Here is a 23,105-nt window from a genome sequence, read left to right as displayed (position 1 = left end):
ACCAGAAAGCGCATCCGATGATGCGCTTTTTTTTTAAACCTGGTCTTCATCAGGCTGGGTGAGAAGAACAAGGGATATGCTCTGCTGTCTCAGCGGCCCTGGTACCTGAGGTTATTATGCTGCAATCGATGAGGGACAAAGCGAAGAGTTGGGTGACATTTGTTGTCGTCGGCATCATCGCTTTTATGATGGCCATTACTGGTCTGGAAACGCTTGCGCCCAATCCAAACAACCCGGAAGTGGCGTCAGTCAATGGTAAGGATATAACCCGGGCAGAGTTGGCTCAGGCTGTTGACCAGCAGCGGCGGGTTTTGATTCAGCAAATGGGCGGTCAGTTTGATCCTGCCATGCTGGACGATCAGTTACTGCAAAGCTCGGTTCTTGAAGCCCTGATTGATCGTCAGTTGTTACTGCAAAACGCTGAAGATCAGAAAATGGATATTGGCAAAGCCGAGATTGATAAGCTGATCGTATCCATGCCGCAGTTTCAGCAAAATGGCCGCTTTGATGCCGACCGTTTTCAGATGATGGTTCGCAGTTATGGTATGACACCATTGCAGTTCCGCGACGCCATCCGCGAAGAAACACTCTTGCAGCAATTACGCGCCGGGGTTGCCAATACCGAATTTGTGACTGCAGAAGAACTTAAACGACTGCAGAGTCTTGAAGGTCAGACCCGGGACCTCGCCTGGGTTATGCTGTCGGCGGAACCGGTTCGTCAGGCCATTACGCCTTCCGAAGAAGAGATCAGCACTTACTACCAGGCCAACTCGAATCAGTTCATGACGCCTGAGCAGGTTGTCGTAAACTACGTGGTTCTGAACAAGGCAGATATTGCCAGGGGTATCGACGTCTCTGCTGAAGATATTGAAGCTGAATACCAGTACCGTGTCGAACAGTTGCAGCAACAGTCTGGCAATAATGCCCATGTTTCCGTTATCTTGATTCAGACCGGTGAAGATCGCACCCTTGATGAAGCGAAAGCACGGGCCAATGAAGTGGTTGCCAAACTGCAAGCCGGAACCGATTTTGCCGAGTTAGCCAGGTCCTATTCTGATGATCCGATGACCGCTGAGAACGGCGGTGATCTGGGGGCTGTTGAGCCGGGCTTCTTTGGTGATGCTTTTGACAACACCGTTGCCGGTTTGAACGTTGGTCAGGTTTCTGAGCCTATTGAAACGGATTTCGGTATACAGATCCTGAAAGTGACCTCCCGTGATGAAGCGGATGTGCCATCGCTGAATGAGATGCGCGCAGATATTGAAGTGGCACTCAAGCAGAATGAAGTTGACTCCCTGTTCATTGAACAATCCAGACAGCTCGCAGATATCAGCTTTGAGGCTTCTGACCTGGCTCAGCCAGCAGAGCAGCTGGGCCTGACCGTATTGACCAGTGAGCCCTTTGGTCGAAAGGGCGCTGGATCGGGTATTGCCGCCGATCCCCGCGTATCAGCAGCGGCTTTCAGCGAAGATGTATTGGATCTCGGTGCCAATAGTGAGCTGATTGAGATTACTCCGGAACAGGCTGTTGTGGTCCGGGTTAAGGAGCACAAAAAACCTGAGCTTATCCCCCTTGCTGATGTGCAGGAAACCATCGTTAATGCCCTGAAGAACAGCCGCGCCCGGGAACAGCTGGCCAGCCGTGCAGAACAGATGGTAACGACCCTGCAGTCCGGAACAGCGCTGAACGTGCTGGCTGATGAGCAGAAGCTGGACGTGGTTGAGAGTCCTGCAACCAGCAGGAATATGCCCGGTGTGCCTGCACAGCTCCTGCAGGAAGCCTTTAAAATGCCTCACCCCGGAAATAGTGTCGCCTATCGTTCAGTCACTTTGGCAAATGGTGATTATGCAGTGGTTGGCCTGAGCGCCATCTACCCCGGTGAAGCAGTAGCAAATCCTGAGCAGCTCAAAGGGCTGGGTCAGTTTATTGCAGCAGGCAATGGGCGCGTAATGTTTGATGAGTACCTTGCCAGTCTGAAGGAGAGAGGTAAGGTAAAGATCCTGCTTGATAATCAGTAATGAATTGAGTTTGGATTCAACGTCCCGGAGGCCACCGAAAGGTGGCCTTTGTCATTAATAAGAAGCAGAAAAAATTGTCCTGATGGTTTTCCTGTTATCAGGTAGAGAGTAGCCATAGTCTTTGTGGTCATCTTCCTGCAGGCAAGTACAAGCACTCGATTATCCAGTCAGGCGAGCATAATGATATGCTCACCCTGAGCCGCCGTAGCCGTTATCCTGATCTCCCCTTGCAGCGTCTCCTGCCATTGTTAAACTGTCGGTTTCAGCTACGGTTTTCGGCAGTGGCCTAAAAATAAGCGATATTGGGGAATAGTAATGTCCGATCAATTTATTAAATCAAAAGCGGCCATTGCCTGGGGGCCAGGCCAACCGTTGTCGATCGAAGAGGTCGATGTGATGTTACCAAAGGCTGGCGAGGTGCTGGTTCGCATCGTTGCTACAGGTGTTTGCCATACCGATGCCTTTACCTTGTCCGGTGATGACCCGGAGGGGGTGTTTCCTGCCATTCTTGGTCATGAGGGTGGCGGGATTGTCGAACAGGTGGGGGAGGGCGTGACCAGTGTTGCCGTTGGTGATCATGTCATTCCACTCTACACACCGGAGTGTGGTGAGTGTAAGTTTTGCCGTTCAGGTAAAACCAACCTCTGCCAGAAAATACGTGAAACCCAGGGAAGGGGGCTGATGCCCGATGGTACGACCCGATTTTATAAAGATGGTCAGCCCATTTATCACTACATGGGGTGTTCGACATTTTCCGAGTATACTGTGTTACCCGAGATTTCACTGGCAAAAGTCAGCCCTGATGCACCGCTGGAAGAAGTATGTCTGCTGGGTTGCGGAGTCACTACCGGTATGGGGGCGGTATTAAAGACCGCAAAGGTACAGCCCGGGGACACCGTTGCCGTCTTTGGTCTTGGTGGCATTGGTCTATCGGCCATCATTGGTGCCAGAATGGCCGGTGCTGGCAGGATTATCGGGATTGATATTAATGAGAAAAAATTTGAACTGGCCAGTAAGTTGGGAGCCACTGACTGTGTCAATTCAACGTTGGTTGATAAACCGATTCAGGAGGTGATCGTCGAGATGACCGATGGTGGTGTTGACTTTTCCTTTGAGTGTATCGGGAATGTTAACGTCATGCGTTCTGCACTTGAGTGCTGTCACAAAGGCTGGGGGGAGTCGGTTATCATCGGCGTTGCCGGTGCTGGCCAGGAAATAGCCACCCGCCCATTCCAGCTGGTGACCGGGCGTGTATGGCGTGGATCCGCATTTGGAGGGGTGAAAGGCCGTTCTGAGCTGCCGGGCATTGTCGAGCAATATTTAGCGGGTGAATTCAGACTCGACGATTTTATCACCCATACCATGGCATTGGAGGAGATTAACAGGGCGTTTGATCTGATGCATCAGGGAGAGAGTATTCGCTCTGTGATCCATTACCGGCAATAACTGCACCATCGGTTATTTTTTTCACCGGGGCTTTACGGTTTTTTCAGTAAGGCCTGTCCCGTATTGAGCAAGGTCTATGTCTTTGGAGAATATCAGCAGTAATAAGCTGTTTGGTGGCTGGCATAAACAGTACACCCATGAGTCACGAACCCTTAACTGCAACATGCGTTTTGCCATCTACATGCCTCCTGAAAGCCAGAGCAAAACGGTGCCCGTTCTGTACTGGTTGTCCGGGCTGACCTGTACCGATGAGAATTTTATGCAGAAGTCGGGAGCCCAGCGGGTAGCTTCAGAGTTGGGCATTGCGATTGTTGCACCGGATACCAGCCCCAGGGGGGATGACGTTCCAGATGATCCTGACGCTGCCTACGACTTCGGGCTTGGTGCCGGGTTTTATGTGAATGCTACCCGGCAGCCATGGCGTCAGCACTATCAAATGTATGATTATGTGGTTTCTGAGCTGCCAGAACTCATTGAACAGCACTTTCCTGTAAATGATAAACGGAGTATTGCCGGCCATTCCATGGGGGGGCATGGTGCACTGGTGATTGCTTTGCGAAACCCTGATCGTTACTCATCGGTGTCTGCTTTCAGTCCGATCTGCAATCCGGTCAATGCGCCATGGGGACAAAAAGCATTTATGGGCTATCTTGGTAATGATCGCGAGCAATGGAAACACTATGATGCCTGTGAGCTGTTGAAAAGATCACCTGTAGCAGTTCCAACACTGGTGGATCAGGGCAGCAGTGATACCTTTTTGCACGAACAGTTGCACCTGGATGCATTAAAAAAAGCAGTTGCAGACAAAGGGTATCCAATGACCATAAGAATGCAGGAGGGATATGATCATTCCTATCATTTTATTGCCACGTTTATTGAGGATCACTTAAGATTTCACTCACAAAAGTTTTTATAGCTGACTGGAAAAGGTATTTACCGGTTTTCTGGCAAATACCTTATCCGGGCTTCTGGTAAAAATATAACTGGTTGGTTGGCTTTATGTGAAAGCAGCTTTAAGTAGTTAACCAAATGAAATTATATATCAATTATTACGCAAAAATTAATATGACAGGGTGGCAATAATGCTTGGTAATATAGCTTATCGAGAATGTATTCAGGGAATATTGTATAAAGAGTTAAGCAAGGATTCTGATGATATAACTCCGGAATTATCTAAATATCTTGTTGATGAATTAGAAAAAATACATGTTAAATCGCTTGAGGAATATTCAATCAGTTATGTTAATAAAAAGTTCGATACTATGACTAACTGTCAATATGTTCCTGTTCCTCTAATAGAAGACCTGGAGTTGCCGGGTGTATTAAAAGTGGTTCTCAATACTTCAGGGTTGTATGGTTATGATATTCAACGCAAAATAAATGGCGGTTTGAATCGAGAGTTTGCTAAAGATAATCCAAATCCATTTCATGCGAAAGTATGGCTGGATATTGGGGCGAAAATAGATGCTAAAGTCACAAATAAACTGAATTCAGGCTTGGAAAGAATGATAAAGAGTAATGAGCCCGTTTTTGCCGGAGGCTGGTTGTCTCTGGGGGCAATGATACCCGACCTTCAGCAGAAACTTAATGAAGGTTTAAAAACAGCTACTACAGTGGATAAAGCGAAAGAATGGTGCGATCTGGGAGCTTCGATAGATACTAACGTTCAACTGAAATTAAATGAATGGTTAAAACAATCCCTGAAGCAAAAAGATGTATCTGACGTAAAAGATTGTGTGGCAATGGGGGCCACCATAGAAAATCTTCAGCAACAACTTGACGATCTTCTGGCCAGTAAGCTTCATGAAGATAGACCTGACTCGACAGAAGTTATCTTTTTAAAACAAGCTGGTGCGGATATTAAACCTGAATTTCAAACAATTCTTGATTCAAATCTGGAAAGAGTTGCCCAAGAAAATAGCATTGTGCAATTTAAGCATTGGCTGGAACTGGGTGCCAAAAAAACCGATAAAACCAATCAATTTATAAATCTTGCCGCCCGGAGTTATGCGGAAGGTAATAATCCCCATGGTGTAAAAGAATGGGTGAGTTGCGGTGCAAACAACCCTTACAGTCAGGCTGATCTTAATACAATGCTCCTAACACAAATCCTTAATAATCGTCCTAATTCTGCTAGATGTCTCCTCGAACTGGGTGCGGAGGTTTGTTTTGATATACAAGCTGAGCTGAACGATGGATTACTCAGGACAATAAATGAGGATGACAGACCTTATTTAATAAGAGAGTGGTTGGATATGGGTGCAAGATTGAATCGCGGGCTGTTTGTAGTTGATGCGCAGGATTGAATAGAAAAAGTAAATATATCTAGTGAATTATCTAATAATTGAATTGCTGCTTCCATTCAACTTTTATTATAAAAGTTGCTGCCTGAGCCAGTCCAATCAATATTTATATCAAGATAGATGTTGTCACCTTCCAGATTTGATGGATTTTGCACAATTCCCATGCCAGACCAAGTGTGAACCTGAAGCTACAGTTGTTGGTAAGTAATTTCCCGGCAACTCCTGAAAATAGGAAATTCCAGAAATATTATTTGGGTCTGGGTTAAATATGTTCATTGGATTATTGAATTATAGGTTAAGACCACTTCATCCTGTTAAAGTTCCTTATTTATGGAACACCCTTCGGTGAGTCCTTCAGTGCTCTGCGTAAACGGGATTTTTTACTAAGCAGCCTTCTTGCACCCTTTGGCGCTGCCTTTGTTGTTCGTTCAGGTGCTGTTTTTGTTGCTCTCTTTTGTGCTGCCTATGGGGCTTAACGTTATTTTTCTTCTATCAATGCTCATAATTTAAAGCCCTGCCTTTTGTCCATCAGTGACGGCCGGGATTGCGGGTAGGGGGTCTGCGCTTTTGCGGGCGAACTTTAATTTTGTCATGCGCAGCCTGGTGATTAAGCCTTTCCACCCCGCCGGGTATAAGTTTGTCGTCTGCGGATTCAGGCTGTTTCGTTATTTTCTCTGGTTCCGTAACAGACGCTTCCTGATTGTCTTCTTTTGTACCGGCAGAATCATATTCAGCCTCGAACTCGCTGTCACTGCCCTGCGATTCCCCGGTTAACGCTCTTTTTGCCAATACCGATTTTAATTCAGCCTGCATATCTGAAGGGGCTGCGGTGCGCTCTTTGATGTTTGTCTTTACCAGCGCTTCTGGCTCCTGAGCTGTGGGAGCCTGAGAAATAGTGGCTGTATTCGATTTTTGCCAGTTTTGTACTTTCCGACGGTTGAAGAAGCAATTCGCAGCACTGGCCAGAGCCTTCATTTTTTTCATAGGGCCTTTGTGCGACTGCAAAGTTTCCGCGTAGACTCCTCTGGCGGCTTCGGTTCTCTCTGTTATTTTCATTATCTCTTTCCATGAGGTTTGTTAGTCTTTCATCGTACTATCGAACAGTAATCTTTAGTAGTTCTCTGGTATAAAGACGAAAAGTTCAGGCCTGCTTTTGTTGTTGGACGGGTTCTATACGCTCAATATCATCCTGCTCAGCCTGCTGTACTTTGAACAGATCCCATCGTTGCTGGAGGTTTAGCCAGAAGTCTGCGGACATGCCAAAAAAACGGGCAAGGCGCAGGGCTGTACTCGGGGTAAGCCCCCGTTTGCCATTGACTAGCTCATTAACCCGCTGATAAGGGACATGAATCGCAGCAGCAAGCTCTTGCTGGGTGATGTTCATTGGCAGTAGAAACTCCTCCCGCAACATTTCGCCAGGATGAGTGGGCGCTCGGTTGGTTGGAATACGCGTCATCATAGCCTCCTAATGGTAATCCGTGATTTCAACATCAGCCGGACCAGAGTCGCTCCAGACAAAACAAATCCGGTATTGATCGTTAAGCCGGATGCTGTATTGGCCTTTGCGATCCCCGGTCAATGCCTCCAGCCGATTGCCTGGCGGCACTTTCAGGTCATCAAGCGATACCGCCGAATCAAGCTGATCCAGCTTGCGGCGAACAAGACGTAACAGTGACTGAGGACAGGCTTTACGAGCATGACGGGACGCGATGCCGTTAAACAAATCCTCAGTGGCCTTATCTCTGAAAGAAATGATCATTTTGACATGATAGCACGGATGTCATGCTATTGGTGATTAGTCAGGGTAGTTGTTCAAGACGCTGAAACAGGACTGTTGGTCTGTCTATCCATGCTGTCATTGGTCTTCCTGTGATGATCAATAAAGAAACACGGTCAGACCGGATAAAGGCAGTACCTGCTGCAAAATTCATTTATTGTCATACGTTTGTTAACTACAAAGCGGCTGAAATTGACCCTGATTGGCTGTATGGAGATTTGCTTACCAGTGTTCGCCTTAAGGTTTGCAGAGATGCAGATATCAATAGAGTTATGGATGCTGGTGGTACTTTTGCTTTTTCATACTTTGGCCGTGAAGGATTGATGATTGGCGGCTTTGAAATTAACAAGCAGGATTGTGAGAATAAATCGGCAGTTAAAATTGAGCGCACAATTCAGTTGTCGTAGCAGTGAGGGGTTGTTTAAACCTCCACCCCCAACCGCTCAATCTCCCCATGGCACCGCTGCCAGTGTGGGTAATGTTTTTCCACCAGTAGCCAGAATGCCGGATTATGGCTCTTTTCCACCGTATGGCACAGTTCATGGACAATGACGTAATCCAACACTGACGGAGACAACTCCATACAGCGGGGGTGAAACTCAAGGATATTATCATCGGAACAACTGGCCCACCGGCCTTTGAACTTGAACAGCCGGGCCGAGACCGCCTGCAAACCCGTTGCCCGTTGCCAGTGACGAATGCGGGGCATCAGTTTCTCTTTGGCTTTATCGCGATAAAACCCCTCAAGCACCGGTTTCAGGGCTTTGCGGGAAATGCTGTCCCCCTGGGGTGACTGGATAAAGAAACGGCTGTTACTAAAGCAGATCACCGGCTTGCCTAGTTCCGCAGCGGGTTGCACCTGACAGTACCAGGTTTTGCCCCGGTAGAGAATCCGGCTGCCGGTGACGTACATATCCTTGCAAGGCTGGTTCACTTCCTTCAGTCGCTCCCGAATCCAGCGGGCCCGCTGGCGGATTAACTGCCGCTGTTCGGCTTCGGGAATCGCTCTGCCCCGCAACAGCACTGGCCGACCGCGCTCAACGGTGATGTAGTGCCGCTTCAGCCCCGGTTCGGTCTGAAAAATCCACTCGATGGTGGTTGTCCCGTAAGCAAACAGCGGCATGGTGGTGAGCGTCCTGTCAGTTGTTCAGCAATATATGTAGCAGTTCGGTGGCGTGCTGACGAGCCACGGTCATATCCCAACCGGCCAGGGTACGCAGCTGTTTGCGAATACAGGTTTGCAGCGGTTTGTGAATCTCCGTTTTCTCCTGCCATACCGGGCTGGCGATGGTCTGGCTGATTTCCTGATCGGCAAACAGCGCTTGCGTCCATACGGCGGCGGTTTCGCCATCGTCGTTCAGTTGGCTGCGCAGGTAGTCAAATACCGCCACCTCCGCCGGGGTCTTGAACCCGGCCTGCTGACCGCCCGCTGCTTTCTCCCGCACCTGCTGGCAGAACAGCTCCAGTTGCAGCAGAAACTCCGCCTGCTCAATGCGGTTGGCCTTTTCGTCCGCCAGCAGTTGCTCCAGTGCCTCCTGCAATTTTCCGAAGAAGCCGGGGTTCTTGCGCATGCCCACGGCAATGGTGTGCTTAAGCTGGTTCTTCATCACCAGCGCCTGACTGCCTGCGGCCTTGAGCTTGCGCAGGCGCTCCATATCACCGGCATCCAGAATGGAGACTTCTCGCCCGATCAGGCTGCGAACCTCATCGGCAGCAATGTAATCGTCCAGCAGTTGTTGCAGCAGGGCCGACTCCAGCTGGCTCAGTGGCTGCTGGTAAGCGTCATCGGGCAGGCTTTGGCGCACCGCATCCTTGATCGTTGCCAGCACCTGAAAGAACGGTTTGTAGCGGGCACCCCGTTGATCGGGGAGTACGGTATCGAGGCGGGCGTTAAACGCCTTGAAGGCCGCAAGAAAGTCATCCACCACATCCAGTCGTACGTCCGGGTCAAGGTATTGCTCCGCGTCGTTTTTGAAGAGTTCCGGCTGGTGGATCGGATCGTGCTTTTTCGGCAACAGGTCCAGCACCTTTTGCAGCGCTGCTTCCAGTTTCGGCAGCTCGCTGTTGATATCGGTCCAGATCTGTTCCGGTTGCACGTCGCCACTGTAGATTTTCAGGGCGTCATCCAGATACTCGACGACGCCGTAATAGTCGACAATGTACCCGGCATTCTTGCCTTTGCGGGTGCGGTTCACCCGGGCGATGGCCTGTAGCAGGGTGTGCTCTTTGAGGGGTTTGTCCAGGTACAGGGTGCTGACAATCGGTGCATCCCAGCCGGTCAGCAACATATCGGAGACGATCAGCAGGCCAATATTGCAAAACCGGATGCCCTGGTCATCGGGTGCGTTGCTGTCATTCTGGCTTTCATCGCCGTAGGGTTTTTTGAACAGGTTGTTGACCAGCGCGGGAATCTCATCGCTGGGTACCGCCACCGGCACCTGACCGGCATTGCGCTCTGCCTTGATGCGCTCCTCGATGGTTTGCAGCGGCTTTTTAGGAATTGGCCCGAAATAATTCCGACATTTCTGAGCCTCGAAACTCCGTTCGTCCTGAGCCTGTCGAAGGGCGTGTACTCCGGCCTCGATTATCGTGCCAGTCACCCTTCGACCGTTCATCCTGAGCGGAGTCGAAGGGCGCTCAGGATGAACGGAGACCGAGTTTAAAATGTCGGAATTATTTAAGGACAATTCCTTATCCAGTTGGTATTGGCCAGCGGCTTCCTGCACCTGATCGGCACCGGTGCGGCTCTCGGTGATATTGCCCAGGGAGATCACCACCCGACTCTCGAAGGTCTCCTCGCCATTGGCGGCCCGTTGCGCCATAAGCCGGTCGAGGGTGTCTTTATAACGCACCGCCATCTCCCGGCCGTTGCACACCAGCAAGCCCTTGAACCCCCGGGCTTTTACCGACGACAGAAAATGATCAACCAGATGCCGGGTATTGGCCTCGATACGATCACTTGCCGTGCGTCGTTTCTTCAGCAGCGCCTGTTTGAGTTTCGCCTGGCGACCTTCGTCCTCCTGCCCGAAGGTATCGGTAAAGGCGCTATCGAGTTGGGCATCGGTGGTCAGCTCGGTCATGCCCTCCTGGTATTTGATGGGCAGGGTGGCACCATCGGCCACGGCTTCGTCCAGACGGTAGGTGTCGATATAGTCCCCGGCACCGAACTCCCGCAGGGTGTCTTTGTCTTGTTTGGCAATGGGGGTGCCGGTAAAGGCGATAAACTTGGCATTGGGCAGGCTGGCCCGCATAAACGCCGCCAGAAAGCCGTACTGACTGCGGTGCGCTTCATCCACCAATACATAAAAGTTGGGCTTGGTGGAGAGCACCAGAAAATCCACCTTTTCCCGGCTGATCTCCTGCCAGAGCGGTGGCATCGGTGTCCAAGTGTCGTCCAGTTGGCCGAAGTGAGTGTTGCTGTCCTCACAGATAAAATAGTTGCCACCGTCTTCTACCCGGCGGATACGCGTTTTGTGGTCGGCACTGTCTTCATCCGGGTCGTGCCGGGCGGCTTTGATGGGTTTGCCATCGTGCTCCTGAAACTTCTGCACGGTACTGGTAAAAATGCTGCCGTAGTCGTTGCCCAGCATCTGCTGTAACCCCGCCACCGACGGTGCCTTGAGGGGGTGCAGGCCGATATTGGTGAAGGTGTTAAAAATCTGCCGGTCCAGGTCGGTGCGGTCGGTTAACACCAGAATGCTGGGGTTATTCAGGCCAACACTTTCAGCCCGCAGGTAGCGGGCCAGATAAGCCATGGTCAGCGACTTGCCGCTGCCCTGGGTGTGCCAGACCACGCCGCCGGTGCCATCACCACCAACCACACCGTTGCCGTCAGCTTTGGTGAGCCGTGCCAGCGTCTTGCGTACCGCCCGCCACTGCTGGTAACGGGGCAGCTTTTTAATGGTGCGACCATCTTCCACTTCAAACAGCACAAACTGGCAGACCAGCTCGACAAAGCGGGTCGGCTCAAACAGCGCCCACAGCAGACGATCCTGTTCGCTGGGTTCTGTGCCAAGCAATTGTCGTACAACCGCTTCTTCCGCATCGTCCAGCCGGTAGCGAAAGTAGAAGGCTTCGGGTGTGTAGATGGCACCGTAACGGGCCTGACCACGGTTAATGGCCGCACAGACCTGGTTAAAGACAAAGTGGCGCGGGTGGCTGTTCTGGTAGGCGAGCAGCTGGTTAATGCCCTTGCTCAGTTTGATATGGCTGGCCTTGCACTCGATCATTGCCAGAGGCAGACCGTTGATAAACAGCAGAAGATCGGGCCGGAACTCGTCTCCCTCGCTGTTGCTGCCAATGTACTGATCCACCACATGGAAGCGGTTGGCACCGGGGTTGCCCTGGTCCATAAAGCGGACGCTATGGGCACGGCCACGGGCATCCTTGAGCTGGATATTACTGCCATGAATCACCGACGCCCAGGCGTTCTGGTTCGCTTCCAACAGGTTCTCCTGCCAGAACTTGCGAAGCTCCCGCAGGACGGTGGCGGTAGGGCTGCTGCCACTCTCTTTTTGCAGTGTTGCCAGCCATGGGTTGAGGCGCAGCAACTGTTCAGCCAGCACATCCTCCAGAATGGGTGCCATATGGCGGTGCGCCTGCTGGCGGCCCACCTCGACACCGCTGAGATGGATGTAACCGAGTTTGACAAGCCAGGCAATGGCGGGTTTTTCTACGCCTTCCAGTTCCGGGTTATCCATGATCAGTTATCCTGCGGGTCCGGCTGCACGCGGATTTGGCCGGTCAGGAGCTTTTGCATCAGGCCTTTTTTTAGTTGTTGGGTTTGGGTTTTTTTGGATTTCAGGTGATCAAGCTTATGGTCAACAGTTGAAAGGATACGGGCGATTTCTTGTTGTTCGGGAAGAGGGGGAAGATTTGCTTTAATTTCCAATAATAACTTACCGGATATAAGTGGTTGGGCACTCTGGGCCGCATAGGAATTCAAATTTAAGTGCTCCAAAAGGAAGAGTCCAAACTTATCATCGAATGATTGATGTTTTTCATTGATAAAAAGCGCATTATCAGTGATCCAAGAATTGCTTCCTGACAAATAAACCGCTCCGCAATACGCACCAACCCTACCAATAATTAGCTTTGGTCCTTGAGTGTTAGCTTGGGCATGATAACCGGAAATACCATTTCCACCGTAAACTGGCACAGTTCCTGGCTCCATTTTATTCTTGGGCAGGAAATCACCGCTTTTAACGCTGAAAATATCTCCCAATTTAAGGGGTTTCCAGCCATCAGGGATTCTGCTGGCTGTCTTACTAATCAGACCATTCTCTACAAGTTTCATCTCCGTTTCCTGAAACTCGGTATGAGGCTGCCACCGGCCATCAGCATCCTGGGTGCCGACACCCTGGGTATACAGCTTCTGCATCAACCCCTTTTTCAGGGTTTGGGTGGTGGTGATCTGCTGGTCGATCAGGGCCAGCTTGCTATCGACGGACGACAGGATGCGGGCGATTTTTTTCTGTTCGGGGAGTGGGGGCATAGGTACTTCAGTCGATAAAAAATTATCTTTTGAGATATTTTTCATCGAATTGCTTGTACCTGATGCTGATGCCTGTATCGTCTGTTTAATTGGCGGGAATTGCAGGCAATAAGCTAACCACTTGGTGCAGTGTTTAACTTCTGAGGGTTCGGTCATCCAAAGGCGATCTGGGAGAAACAAATCTGAGTAGGTCGCATCCACATAGCCTGATTCACCCACCAGATTCGGTGTATTCATTCTGCTAATGATTATACGACTTGCAATTACGGAATTTTTTAACCGCCCTTCCTCGTCAATAAGAACAGCTTTATGTTCGCCTGCGTAAAATCTGCCGTGACCGACAGCACTGGTTTTTAACACACCCTTTTCATTCTGAGACTTTTGTCGGTTTTCGGAGTTTACACTGGTGCCAGAGATTAATTCTTTCACAAAGGTGCGAATCGGTACCACGTCCCAGTCTTGCACTACGAAATCTATGGGTTTGCTTGAGAGACGGTTCACTGTCATGACACCAGCTCCATATCCGCCGTAGCCAAAAGCCCCAACTCAGCCAAATACCCATCCAACTGTGCATCCACCTCTGCCAACTGCTCACTGATAACTGCCAACCGCCCAAGCACCGCACCAATATCCACCGGCACCTCCGCCACCGAAGTATCGATATACCGCGCAATATTCAAGTTGTAATCATTACCAGCAATCTCACCCATCGACACCAGACGACAATATTTCTCCTCCTCCACACCATTATGAAAAGCCGCACTATGCGCCTCATCAATACGGTCAATATCCTGCACCCGCAAACTGTTCTGGTTCTTGCCCTCGGCAAACTCACCGCTGGCATCAATAAAGATCACCTTGTCCTTAAGGTTGGCGGGCTTCTGTTTATTGATAACCAACACACAGGCAGGAATACCGGTGTTATAGAACAGCGCCTCCGGCAGGCCGATCACCGTCTCAATACGGTCACCGGGCTGCTCGCTGGTGCCTTTCAGCAAGCCCTGGCGAATCTTGCCCTCCTCACCGCCACGGAACAGCACGCCGTGGGGCAGTACCACCGCCATACGACCATCGTCTTTCAGACTGGCCAGCATGTGCTGGACAAAGGCCAGGTCGGCATAGCCACGGGGCGGGATGCCGTAACCGAAGCGTCCGTAACGGTCGTAGACCTCTTTCTTGTAGTTGGGGGCCACCTCTTTCTCTTTGCCGTCTTTGCCCACTTTGGTTTTCAGGTTGACTTCCAGCGGCGTCCACCACTGTTTGGCGGAAAACGGCGGGTTGGCAATCACCCGGTCGAATACACGCACACTGTCCTGTTCCAGGTGCAGCGGCTCCACCAGGGTATTACCCCGGCGCAGGTCGGCGTTCATATTGTGCAGGTAGAGGTTCAGCTTGCCGATGGCCCAGGTGCCCAGGTTGCGCTCCTGACCGTAGAGCGCCACGTTCGGCCGCCCCATGATCTGGCCGCCGGGCAGTTCGGCCACATGGTGGGCGCTCTCCACCAGCATACCGCCGCTGCCAAAGGTGGGGTCGTACACCGTGTGGCCGGGCTGTGGGTCCAGCAGCCTCACCAGCAGCTGCACGACCGGCTTCGGGGTATAAAACTCGCCGCCTTTTTTACCGGCATCGTCGGCAAACTGTTTGATCAGGTATTCGTAGGCATCGCCCAGCATATCGGCCTTGTACAGGTGCTGGTTGCCCAGATTGTAGCGGTTGAAATGGCGCAGCAGACGGGCCAGCAAATCATCGCCAAGCTTGGCTTTATCACCAAACTGAATGGCGGTGAGCACACCTTCCAGGTAGCTGTTGCGGGCTTCAATATCACCAAAGGCTTCGTCGATCACCTCGCCGATATTCTCGGTGCGCTCAATAATGTAATCCCAGCGGGCATTCAGCGGCACAAAGTAGTCACCTTCTTCCTCTTCAATCGCCATGGCCTCTGAACGGGTGCAGTCTTCATCGTCCATGATGGCGGCGACACGCTCCTCAAATACATCGTTCAGCCGCTTGAGGAAGATCAGGCCGAAGATGTAGTTCTTGAAGTCGGAGCTGTCGATGGAGCCGCGCATGATATTGGCGGACTCCCAGAGCCAGGATTCCAGGGTTTCGAGGGTGAGTTTTTGCGACATAAAGGGTAACCGGTGGCGGGGCGGGCAAGCGGGGGGGTTGTTAACCTGGTGCTTCTGTCGGCCCATTAGTAGTAAATGGTCGTTAGGTTACCGTAAAGGGGGTTTCAGTGGTATAGGGGGGGTAAAACATATAGCGAGATAGGGTGGTGTACAGTGATGGGGGGTGAAGAGGTCTTGCAATTCAGAAGGTTATGACTGATAAAGCCGGGGAATTAAGAAGTGGCGGAGGGACAGGGATTCGAACCCTGGGAAGGCTATTAACCTTCGCTGGTTTTCAAGACCAGTGCTTTCAACCGCTCAGCCATCCCTCCAAGGATGATTTTTCTGTCACGAAGAATGAAAGAAAAGAGTGCTGATATGGCGGAGGGACAGGGATTCGAACCCTGGGAGGGCTATTAACCCTCGCCGGTTTTCAAGACCGGTGCTTTCAACCGCTCAGCCATCCCTCCGCGACGAGAGGAATAGTACCTGAAATCAGAATTCTGTCAACGCCTTGATAAACGGTAATCTTTTTCTATGCTCCCAGCTCAGGAAATTTGAAAAATAGTAGATAGCATCTAGTACATGTAGTACATGGTTTCAATGAGTTTGACGGGTTGTCGTGCCTCCGCACTCCGTTCGTCCTGAGCTTGTCGAAGGGCGGAAACTCCGGACTCTGATAGATCGTGCCAAGCACCCTTCGACTCCGCTCAGGGTGAACGGAGGTTGTACACGTCAAACTCATTGAAACCATGTACTAGGAGGCAAAATGTCAGGAATTGTTAAAACTATAGCCCCAGTAAATTGGTCTGATATAATGACTGGTATTACATCTATATAGAGGAATGACAAAGATGGATCGCAAACCTGTAATGACCGCTGCTTCTACCAGCCTGGGTGCAGGCGTTGAAATCAATAAGGTTCTTCGCAATACCTATATGTTGCTGGGCATGACTCTGCTATTCAGTGCTGTCACCGCCGGTGTTGCCATGGCTCTGCAGATCAGCCAGATGACGGCACTGGTTCTCTCTCTGGTCGGTTTTGGCCTGCTGTTCGTGGTTAACAAGACCGCTGATTCTGCCAAGGGTATTGTCGCTGTTTTTGCCTTTACCGGTGTGCTGGGTGCCGCCCTGGGGCCAATGCTTAACCATTACCTGGGTATGGCCAATGGTCCATCCCTGATCATGCAGGCCCTGGGTGGAACTGCCGTGGTGTTCTTTGCCCTCTCTGGCTATGTTTTGACCACTCGCAAAGATTTTTCCTTCATGGGTGGCTTCCTGATGGTTGGCCTGATTGTCGCTGTGGTCGCCAGTATTGCCCTGATCTTCTTTAATATCCCTGCTGCCAGCATGGCGCTGTCTGCCCTGATTGTACTGCTGATGTCCGGTTTTATCCTGTTTGACACCAGCCGCATTATCCATGGTGGTGAGACTAACTATATCCGTGCCACTGTCTCCCTTTACCTGGATATTTATAACCTGTTCACTGCGCTGCTCCACCTGCTGGGTGCCAGTAGTGACGACTGATGTTTGATTTTGCTTTTAGCGGGCCCCGCCATTTGGTGGGGCTTTTTTTGTTTGGCTATTTTTTTCCTGTTAACGCAAGGTTATTGTTATGAAGTTTGCACTGGCCGTGTATGGCGCTCCGGCCAACAGTCAGGCACCACAAAGTGCATTGCACTTTGCCCGGGCGGTGGTGGCCGGGGGGCATGAAATTGTCCGGTTGTTTTTTTATCAGGATGGGGTGAATACGGCGACCGCCATTGCCCAGCCACCTCAGGATGAGTCCAACCTTCCTGAAGAGTGGCAGCAGTTTATCCAGGCGCATAATCTGGATGCCGTGGTTTGTATTGCGGCGGCATTAAGGCGGGGTATTGTGGATCAGGCAGAATCTTACCGTTATGATCTGCCTGGTCATAATCTCCGCAAGGGGTATGAGCTTTCCGGTCTGGGGCAGTTGCTTGATGGCGCACTGATGGCCGATCGCCTGATCACCTTTGGAGCCTGAGATGAGTCATTCTGTGTGTGTTATTTCCAGCCGGGCTCCTTACAGTGGACAGTCGGCCCGTGAGGCGCTTGATACGGCACTGGTATCCGCTTCTTATGATATTGAGACCAGCCTTTTACTGATGGGCGATGGGGTCTATCAGTTATTGCAAGGGCAGGAGGCCGGTGACATTCCCCGTAAGAATCTTGCTGCCATGCTTCAGGTGCTGCCTCTGTATGGCATAGATACCATTTATGTGGATCAGCAGTCTCTGGAGGAACGGGGTATCAGTCCTGATGCGCTTCAGGCAGGGGTGGCAGTGCTTGCCGGGGGCGAGTTGTCTCTGTTTATCCAACAGCATTCCAGGGTGTTTAATTTCTGATGAGTACGCTGCATACCGTTAATAAGCCTGGTCAGGCGATGGCTCTCTGTGTTCGTGCTGTTGTCAGCGGCGATTCTGTGTTGTTGATTGAAGACGCTGTTTATGAACTGCTGTCACCGGCAAGCCGGTTGAATGCTCTGCCGGATGGCTGCGCTGTTTATGTGCTGGATATTGATGCAAAGGCCCGCGGGGTGGTGGTGTCTGCGCCGTTTGAAGTCATCAACTATGATCGCTTTGTTTCATTATGTATTGATAATGAGAAAGTGTTGTCGTGGTTTTGAATGATATTATCCAATCATATATTTTATGCTTTCTCCCTGTCTCTCTATATCGCCGTTAACTGGTGGACGGCTTCAATGTAATTGATGGGCCTCTTCCATTGACATCCAAACGCCGTTCACCCTGAGCGTCCTTCGGCTCCGCTCAGGATGCACGGACGAAAGGCATTCAACAATACCCTTAATAAAGACTGTGCCAATCACCCTTCGACTCCGCTCAGGGTGAACGGAGATTGTAAGCATCAAACTCATTTGCTTTTAACTGTTGAGTTTTTTCACCATAGGCCGTGGTATGCTGGCAAACTGTTTTATTGTGTTTACTGACACTGGCTTTGACATTATCTGCCTCTGAGGAGATCCCTTTGAAAGCACCGGTCGCTCAAAAAATTCCACACTCCATTATTCAGCACGACCAGACCCGTATCGATGAGTACCACTGGTTGCGGGATGAGCACTGGCAGAAGATTGTGGCAGGCGATCTGGATTTTAAAAACCCGGAGGTGCTGGCCTATCTTAACGCTGAAAGTGATTATAAAGATGCCCAAATGAAAGACAGCAAGGTCGTTCAGGAGCAGCTTTATCAGGAAATTCTGTCCCGGATAAAAGAAGACTATCAGTCCTGGCCGGTTAAAAAGGGAGATTTTCTCTATTATTACCGTGAAGAGAAGGGGAAGAACTATCCTATTCTCTGTCGTCGCCATGGCTCGATGGATCTGCCTGAAGTGGTTTATATGGACGTTAACCAGGAGGCAGATGGCAAGGACCTCTATATGTTTGGCCCGTCCATCACCAACCGGGCAAATACTTTTCTTGCTTATGGTTATAATCTCACCGGCTCCATGGAGCGAAGCATTCGGGTTCGGAATCTGGCGAGTGGGCAGGACAGTGAGTGGATCTACCATAACAGTACCGGCTCCATACTCTGGATAGATGATGAGCACCTTCTGGTGGTGGAGCGTGATGAGCAGGCCCGTGGTAAACATGTCTATAAAATCAATATCCATCAGGGACCGGAAAAGAAAGCGCTGGTGTTCTCCAAACCTGATGAGTTTGACGGGATGTTTCTTTCGCTGGCAGAAACCACAGACCGTGAATACGTTATGGTGTATCTCAACAGTGGCTCCAGTCAGGTGGTTTATGTTTCTCCCCGCGCGGCGATCGATTTCCGTCTGTTTGCCCATGGCACTGATGATGTGGTGTTCAGCCTTGATCACTATCTTGATGGCGACAGTGATGACTTCTATATTCTCACCAATCTTCATGGTGCCAATAACTTCCAGCTGTATAAGACATCGGTAAACCAGTGGCAGCAGAAGCATTGGCATCTGATTCAGGCGGAAAGCAACACGCTCAGCCTCACCGATATTCATTTCTACAATCATTACCTGATTATTGAGCAGAAAAATAACGACAAAGCGCTGGATGAGCTGGTGGTACAGGATATGGTATCCGGTACCCGGCAGAGGGTATCCATGCCTGACGAAGCCTATGAACTGGATTTTTCCGGTGACTGGGATCATAACGCTACAACCGTCCGGCTGGATTACTCCTCACCGGTTATGCCCAGTACCGTTCTTGAGTTGGATCTGAAGACCGTGCAAACCACAGCGGTCTATACCCGGGAAACACCCAGCTTTGACCCGGAAAAATATGAGGTCAGGCGGGAGTATGCCACCGCCCGGGACGGTGAGCGTATTCCGGTCACCATTATTCATAACAAAGGTCTGGTAAAGGATGGCTCCCATCGTGCCCTGGTTTACGGTTACGGTTCCTACGGTTATGGCATGACCGCTGGTTTTTCATCCAGGCTCTTCAGCCTGGTGGATCGTGGGTTCGTTTATGCAACGGCTCATATTCGTGGCGGAGATGAAAAGGGCTATCAGTGGTATCTCAATGGCAAAATGCGTCATAAGATGAATACCTTCAATGACTTTATTGATGCTACGGAGTATCTGGTCAAACAGGGTTATACCGATAAAGGGCAGATTGCCATTAATGGTGGCAGTGCCGGTGGCCTGTTAATGGGAGCGGTGACCAACCTGCGTCCGGATCTGTTTGGTTGCGTGGTGGCCGATGTACCTTTTGTTGATGTTATTAACACCATCAGTGATGCATCCTTGCCATTGACGCCACCGGAATGGGAAGAGTGGGGCAACCCGGTCACCAGTGCCGACGACTTTGATTACATTATGCAGTACTCGCCTTATGACAATGTGCAGGCCAGGGATTATCCTCCGATGTTGTTTAACTCCGGGATATCCGATGAGCAGGTCACCTACTGGGAACCGGCCAAGATGGTGGCACGTTTAAGGGCATTAAAAACCGACGAAAACCTGCTGCTACTGAACATGAATATGCACGCAGGCCATGCGGGTGCCAGCAAGCGTTATGAATGGATTGATGAAGAAGCGTTTAACTATGCCTTTATCCTCAAGTGTTTTGGCATGAAGTAGCCTTGATCGACGGATTTATTATGTGAATCTGTCATTGTTCTCGGACAGCCTCCCGGTCTTGAGAACACAGATTAATTGGCCAGCAAGGTACAAAATGCACTAACTATATGGTTGCTGGCCTTTTGATCAACAAGTCATATTCGGGGGGTGATATTCATGCCCGAACAGGCTTTTAACCCACTACTGAATAAATATTAGACAGAGTATTTCAGGGATGAACTTTTATAAGAAAGAATGGTCTTAAGGTAAACTCAACAATTCTGTAATTCAATGGAAAGACCTGCTACCTTTGCTCAATTAAATGCAGCTTCTGATCATTTATCCTGTTTGCAGGGTACTCCTTTTTCCAAATCTCATGCATCAGGTGCGGCCTTCTCCCGGGACATCATAGAAGCTGCTGTTATTCTATGTGCTATGCGTACAGCTGAAACTGCTAAAAAGTGCCTTCAGCAATCGACGGTGCCTTTTCATAATCCAGTTGATGCTACCCGGCTGGAAAAAAGGTCGATAGCCAGCGTTGATAATATTAATAAAGAAGATCAACTATTTTACTTACCAGTCAGAATCGAATCGTTAAATAATGATCATGCCCACACAGATATTCCTGAAAATCAGTGTTTTCTGATTCAGCCTCCGACAGATACAGATCAATCAACCCCGCAAATCTCATCCGTTGTCAACAACAACCAGAATGACCCCGAATACGCTGAGCTCGAAAAGGAACGTCGAAGGACGCGCCGAAGGGCGCGCTACCAGAATGATCCCGTTTACGCAGCGCGCGAAAGGGAGCGTCTGAGGATGCTTCGCAAAGATCCTGCATTCGCCAGGCGAAAAAGGGAGCGCGACAGGGAACGCGAAAGGGAGCGCTGTCAGAATGACCCCGATGGCGTCGAGCGCAAAAAGGCACGCCAGAGAGCTCGCCGAAGGGAACGCTACCAGAATGATCCCGTTTACGCAGCGCGCGAAAGGGAGCGCTGCCAGAATGACCCCGATGGCGTCGAGCGAAAAAAGGCACGCCAGAGGGCTCGCCGAAGGGAACGCTACCAGAATGATCCCGCTTTCGCAGCGCGGGAAAGGGCGCGCATAAGGGAGCGGATAAGGGGGCAACGAAGGGAGCGTTAAAAGAGGTTTCGCAACAATACATACCAATATAAAAACCACGACTTTTAACGCATAGGTCAAAAATATGATGATAAACTCTTTTTCAGGCCTGATTGTCACCGGCTATTTGCAATTGGTTTGAGACCAGGATGCAGTCATGGCTTATGAGATGACATAAGTCGGACTTCGCGTCAGAATAAATAAAGTCAGTAAACAGGAGCCTTCTATGGGTATGGAAATCACAGCAATTGTGTTTGTTGTCCTTATTGCTGTTCTTATATCAACCGGTGTACGAATTGTCCCCCAGGGGTATAACTACACCGTCGAGCGATTTGGCAAATACACCAGTACGTTAACGCCCGGGCTGCATGTGATTGTGCCGGTGATTGATACGGTTGGTAAAAAAATGAACATGATGGAGCAGGTTCTGGACATCCCGCCCCAGGAGGTGATCAGTGCCGATAACGCTCAGGTGACCACGGATGCAGTCTGTTTCTACCTGGTCCAGGATGCGGTCAAAGCCTCCTATGAGGTGAACGATCTTGATCGTGCCATGAAAAACCTGGTGATGACCAATATCCGGGCGGTATTAGGGTCCATGGAACTGGATGAAATGCTGTCCAACCGGGATCGAATTAATGAACGCCTGCTGATCAAAGTGGATGAAGCCACCGATCCCTGGGGCTTGAAGGTGACCCGTATTGAGTTGCGTGATATTGCCCCGCCTGCGGACCTGGTGGAAGCCATGGCCAGGCAGATGAAGGCTGAGCGGGATAAACGCGCCCAGATCCTTGAGGCGGAAGGTGCCCGCGAAGCGGCCATTAAAGTAGCCGAGGGTGAAAAGCAGGCGCAGATCCTTAAGGCGGAAGGTGAGCTTGAAGCCGCCAGGCGGGAAGCGGAAGCCCGGGAACGTCTGGCAGAAGCCGAGGCGGTGGCAACGTCTATGGTGTCCAAGGCGATTGCAGAAGGTGATCATCGGGCAATCAACTATTTTGTTGCCCAGAAATACGTAGAAGCTCTGAAGGATGTTGCCTCTGCCGAGAATAATAAAGTGATCATGATGCCTCTGGAGGCTGGTAGTCTGATTGGCTCAATCGCCGGTATCAAGGAGCTGGTGGGAGAGGCCACTCTTAAAAAGGGAAGTGAGAAGGAGGCCTGATGGCTATTGCTATTACCCTGGAACCCTGGCACTGGTTGATTCTGCTCTTTATGCTTCTTGGCGCAGAGGCGCTGGGTGCGGGTGGTTTCCTGCTGGGCAGTGCCGCTGCTGCTGCGGTTGTCGCTTTGTGGCTCTGGCTGGTGCCTGATACAAGCTGGCCCATTCAGCTGGTGATGTTTGGTACCGGCAGTTTGTTGTTCTCACTGGCATACTGGAAGCTGTTCCGTAAGGTGAACAACAAGAGTGACAGCCCCGAATTAAATAATCGGGCATCGCAGTTAATAGGCCGGACCATTGTACTTGAGCATGACTTGCCAGCCGGGCAGAGCAAACTTGCCATTGGCGATACCCTCTGGAAGGTGGAATCGGACAGATCTGTCGCTAAAGGGAGCAAAGTCTCGGTAACGGGCAACCAGGGGATGATGTTACTGGTCAGAGAGCTGGTCTGATTATTTGACACCGGAATGTTGGAGTAACCGACACTGGCTTTCTTATTTCAATTCTCTCCGGGACAGGCTTGAGACTCCTTTACAGTTTCTTTATGCTTGTCCCCCTTCAATGGAACAATCGTTTTTTCGGTAATCCAGTTTGATGCCGTGA

The 23,105-nt window shown here is 50.5% G+C and carries 20 protein-coding genes and 2 tRNA genes; 13 read left to right on the top strand and 9 right to left on the bottom strand.

Translation table 11 applies throughout. The features are described 5' to 3' along the window. Positions 1-116: 116 nt before the first annotated feature. The 4 genes from ACO6UX_RS12985 to ACO6UX_RS12970 all read left to right on the top strand — a co-directional run bounded on the left by ACO6UX_RS12985 (position 117) and on the right by ACO6UX_RS12970 (position 5,770). Complete coding sequence (locus tag ACO6UX_RS12985) at positions 117-2,018, top strand: SurA N-terminal domain-containing protein (protein ID WP_422448221.1); 1,902 nt, start codon at positions 117-119, stop codon at positions 2,016-2,018. A gap of 315 nt (positions 2,019-2,333) precedes the next feature. Further along, positions 2,334-3,464: an S-(hydroxymethyl)glutathione dehydrogenase/class III alcohol dehydrogenase gene (locus ACO6UX_RS12980; RefSeq protein WP_422448219.1), complete on the top strand. Its 1,131-nt coding sequence runs from the start codon at positions 2,334-2,336 to the stop codon at positions 3,462-3,464. Positions 3,465-3,540: 76 nt separating this feature from the next. Next, positions 3,541-4,380, top strand: a complete 840-nt coding sequence (fghA, locus tag ACO6UX_RS12975; RefSeq protein ID WP_422448217.1) for an S-formylglutathione hydrolase — start codon at positions 3,541-3,543, stop codon at positions 4,378-4,380. A gap of 166 nt (positions 4,381-4,546) precedes the next feature. Further along, positions 4,547-5,770: a hypothetical protein gene (locus tag ACO6UX_RS12970; protein ID WP_422448215.1), complete on the top strand. Its 1,224-nt coding sequence runs from the start codon at positions 4,547-4,549 to the stop codon at positions 5,768-5,770. Positions 5,771-6,295: 525 nt separating this feature from the next. On the opposite strand, the gene ACO6UX_RS12965 is transcribed toward ACO6UX_RS12970, so the two are convergent. The 3 genes from ACO6UX_RS12965 to ACO6UX_RS12955 form a co-directional block, all read right to left on the bottom strand. Then, on the bottom strand, positions 6,296-6,823 hold the full coding sequence (locus ACO6UX_RS12965; RefSeq protein WP_422448213.1) for a hypothetical protein: 528 nt from the start codon (positions 6,821-6,823) through the stop codon (positions 6,296-6,298). Between the two features lie 85 nt (positions 6,824-6,908). After that, a complete protein-coding gene (locus ACO6UX_RS12960) occupies positions 6,909-7,226 on the bottom strand; it encodes a HigA family addiction module antitoxin (RefSeq protein ID WP_422448211.1) in 318 nt (105 codons plus the stop codon). 6 nt (positions 7,227-7,232) lie between these two features. Further along, positions 7,233-7,526, bottom strand: coding sequence for a type II toxin-antitoxin system RelE/ParE family toxin (locus ACO6UX_RS12955; protein ID WP_422448209.1), 294 nt, complete (start codon positions 7,524-7,526; stop codon positions 7,233-7,235). Positions 7,527-7,639: 113 nt separating this feature from the next. Between ACO6UX_RS12955 and ACO6UX_RS12950 the strand changes: the two genes are divergently transcribed. Further along, the gene (locus ACO6UX_RS12950) at positions 7,640-7,951 is read left to right on the top strand and encodes a hypothetical protein (protein WP_422448207.1); all 312 of its coding nucleotides are present in this window, start codon (positions 7,640-7,642) and stop codon (positions 7,949-7,951) included. A 14-nt stretch (positions 7,952-7,965) separates the two neighbouring features. Here ACO6UX_RS12950 and ACO6UX_RS12945 read toward each other — a convergent pair whose 3' ends face one another. The 6 genes from ACO6UX_RS12945 to ACO6UX_RS12920 all read right to left on the bottom strand — a co-directional run bounded on the left by ACO6UX_RS12945 (position 7,966) and on the right by ACO6UX_RS12920 (position 15,616). Then, the gene (locus ACO6UX_RS12945) at positions 7,966-8,667 is read right to left on the bottom strand and encodes a M48 family metallopeptidase (RefSeq protein ID WP_422448205.1); all 702 of its coding nucleotides are present in this window, start codon (positions 8,665-8,667) and stop codon (positions 7,966-7,968) included. A gap of 16 nt (positions 8,668-8,683) precedes the next feature. Further along, entirely contained in the window at positions 8,684-12,244 is a 3,561-nt protein-coding gene (locus ACO6UX_RS12940) for a type I restriction endonuclease subunit R (RefSeq protein WP_422448203.1), read from the bottom strand. A 2-nt stretch (positions 12,245-12,246) separates the two neighbouring features. After that, positions 12,247-13,545 (bottom strand): restriction endonuclease subunit S, encoded by a 1,299-nt coding sequence (locus tag ACO6UX_RS12935; RefSeq protein ID WP_422448201.1) that lies wholly within the window; start codon positions 13,543-13,545, stop codon positions 12,247-12,249. Next, positions 13,542-15,167, bottom strand: a complete 1,626-nt coding sequence (locus tag ACO6UX_RS12930; RefSeq protein ID WP_422448199.1) for an N-6 DNA methylase — start codon at positions 15,165-15,167, stop codon at positions 13,542-13,544. Before ACO6UX_RS12930 ends, ACO6UX_RS12935 begins: the two co-directional genes overlap by 4 nt. 220 nt (positions 15,168-15,387) lie before the next feature. Beyond that, positions 15,388-15,478: transfer RNA gene (locus tag ACO6UX_RS12925), tRNA-Ser, on the bottom strand. Positions 15,479-15,525: 47 nt separating this feature from the next. Then, positions 15,526-15,616 (bottom strand) — tRNA-Ser (locus ACO6UX_RS12920). Positions 15,617-16,000: 384 nt separating this feature from the next. Between ACO6UX_RS12920 and ACO6UX_RS12915 the strand changes: the two genes are divergently transcribed. The 8 genes from ACO6UX_RS12915 to ACO6UX_RS12880 all read left to right on the top strand — a co-directional run bounded on the left by ACO6UX_RS12915 (position 16,001) and on the right by ACO6UX_RS12880 (position 22,954). Beyond that, positions 16,001-16,672, top strand: coding sequence for a Bax inhibitor-1/YccA family protein (locus tag ACO6UX_RS12915; protein WP_209201278.1), 672 nt, complete (start codon positions 16,001-16,003; stop codon positions 16,670-16,672). Between the two features lie 88 nt (positions 16,673-16,760). Continuing rightward, on the top strand, positions 16,761-17,153 hold the full coding sequence (tusD, locus tag ACO6UX_RS12910) for a sulfurtransferase complex subunit TusD (protein ID WP_422448196.1): 393 nt from the start codon (positions 16,761-16,763) through the stop codon (positions 17,151-17,153). A gap of 1 nt (position 17,154) precedes the next feature. Then, a complete protein-coding gene (tusC, locus tag ACO6UX_RS12905; RefSeq protein ID WP_422448194.1) occupies positions 17,155-17,514 on the top strand; it encodes a sulfurtransferase complex subunit TusC in 360 nt (119 codons plus the stop codon). Continuing rightward, on the top strand, positions 17,514-17,795 hold the full coding sequence (tusB, locus tag ACO6UX_RS12900) for a sulfurtransferase complex subunit TusB (RefSeq protein ID WP_422448192.1): 282 nt from the start codon (positions 17,514-17,516) through the stop codon (positions 17,793-17,795). The genes tusC and tusB overlap by 1 nt, the downstream gene beginning before the upstream one ends. Before the next feature lie 359 nt (positions 17,796-18,154). After that, on the top strand, positions 18,155-20,245 hold the full coding sequence (locus ACO6UX_RS12895) for a S9 family peptidase (RefSeq protein ID WP_422448190.1): 2,091 nt from the start codon (positions 18,155-18,157) through the stop codon (positions 20,243-20,245). 414 nt (positions 20,246-20,659) lie between these two features. Then, the gene (locus tag ACO6UX_RS12890) at positions 20,660-21,367 is read left to right on the top strand and encodes a hypothetical protein (RefSeq protein WP_422448188.1); all 708 of its coding nucleotides are present in this window, start codon (positions 20,660-20,662) and stop codon (positions 21,365-21,367) included. Positions 21,368-21,578: 211 nt separating this feature from the next. After that, the gene (locus tag ACO6UX_RS12885) at positions 21,579-22,505 is read left to right on the top strand and encodes an SPFH domain-containing protein (protein ID WP_422448186.1); all 927 of its coding nucleotides are present in this window, start codon (positions 21,579-21,581) and stop codon (positions 22,503-22,505) included. Further along, positions 22,505-22,954, top strand: a complete 450-nt coding sequence (locus ACO6UX_RS12880) for an NfeD family protein (RefSeq protein ID WP_422448184.1) — start codon at positions 22,505-22,507, stop codon at positions 22,952-22,954. The genes ACO6UX_RS12885 and ACO6UX_RS12880 overlap by 1 nt, the downstream gene beginning before the upstream one ends. The last annotated feature ends 151 nt before the right edge of the window (positions 22,955-23,105 follow it).

It is taken from the genome of Endozoicomonas sp. ALB091 (genome assembly GCF_049310265.1).
Classification (GTDB): domain Bacteria; phylum Pseudomonadota; class Gammaproteobacteria; order Pseudomonadales; family Endozoicomonadaceae; genus Endozoicomonas.
This window is presented reverse-complemented; position numbering and strand designations above follow the sequence as displayed.